The organism is Roseateles rivi (assembly GCF_043555845.1).
Classification (GTDB): Bacteria; Pseudomonadota; Gammaproteobacteria; order Burkholderiales; family Burkholderiaceae_C; genus Roseateles; species Roseateles rivi.
The window spans coordinates 1-823 of sequence record NZ_JBIGHZ010000017.1 but is presented as its reverse complement, the minus strand read 5'-3'; the positions used below and the strand labels follow the sequence as shown (position 1 = coordinate 823).

Sequence of the window (823 nt, the reverse complement as noted above, 5' to 3'; positions counted from 1 at the left end):
ACCTGAGCCCGACCGACACGGTGCTGCACAAGACCCCGTTCGGCTTCGACGTGTCGGTGTGGGAGTTCTTCTGGCCGCTGATGTTCGGCGCGCGGCTGGCCGTGGCCGGCCCAGGCGAGCACCGGGACCCGGCTCGATTGGTGGCGCAGATCCGCCGCCACGGCGTGACGACCTTGCACTTCGTGCCGTCGATGCTGCAGGCCTTCCTCGCCCACGAGGGCATCGAGGCTTGCTCGAGCCTGAGCCGCATCGTGTGCAGCGGCGAAGCGCTGCCGGCGGCGGCGCAGCAGCAGGTGTTCGAGCGGCTGCCGCAGGCGCGGCTGTACAACCTGTACGGCCCGACCGAGGCGGCGATCGACGTCACGCACTGGACCTGCCGCGATGACGGGCAGAGCCAGGTGGCGATCGGGCGGCCGATTGCGAACACGCGCGCGGTGGTGCTCGACGCGCAGCTGCAGCGCGTGGCGCAGGGCGTGGCCGGGGAGCTGTACCTCGGGGGCATTGGACTGGCGCGAGGCTACCTCAATCGCCCGGGGCTGACGGCCGATCGCTTCGTGGCCGATCCGCTGGGCACGGCCGGCGAGCGGCTGTACCGCACGGGGGATCTGGTGCGCTGGCGTGCGGACGGGCAGCTCGAGTACCTCGGGCGCATCGACCACCAGGTCAAGCTGCGAGGCTTGCGCATCGAGCTCGGCGAGATCGAAGCCCAGCTGCTGGCGCAGCCGGGCATCCAGCACGCGGTGGTGGTGGCGCGGGAGCAGCGGCTCGTGGCCTACGTGGCGTGCGCGACTGAGCAGTTCGACGACGCAGGCCTGAAGCAGGC

1 protein-coding gene is annotated in these 823 nt (G+C 71.4%); it reads left to right on the top strand.

Features of this window, described 5'->3' with window-relative positions:
• On the top strand, nt 1–823 hold an 823-nt coding region (locus tag ACG0Z6_RS16595; RefSeq protein WP_394463455.1), incomplete at both ends, for an amino acid adenylation domain-containing protein.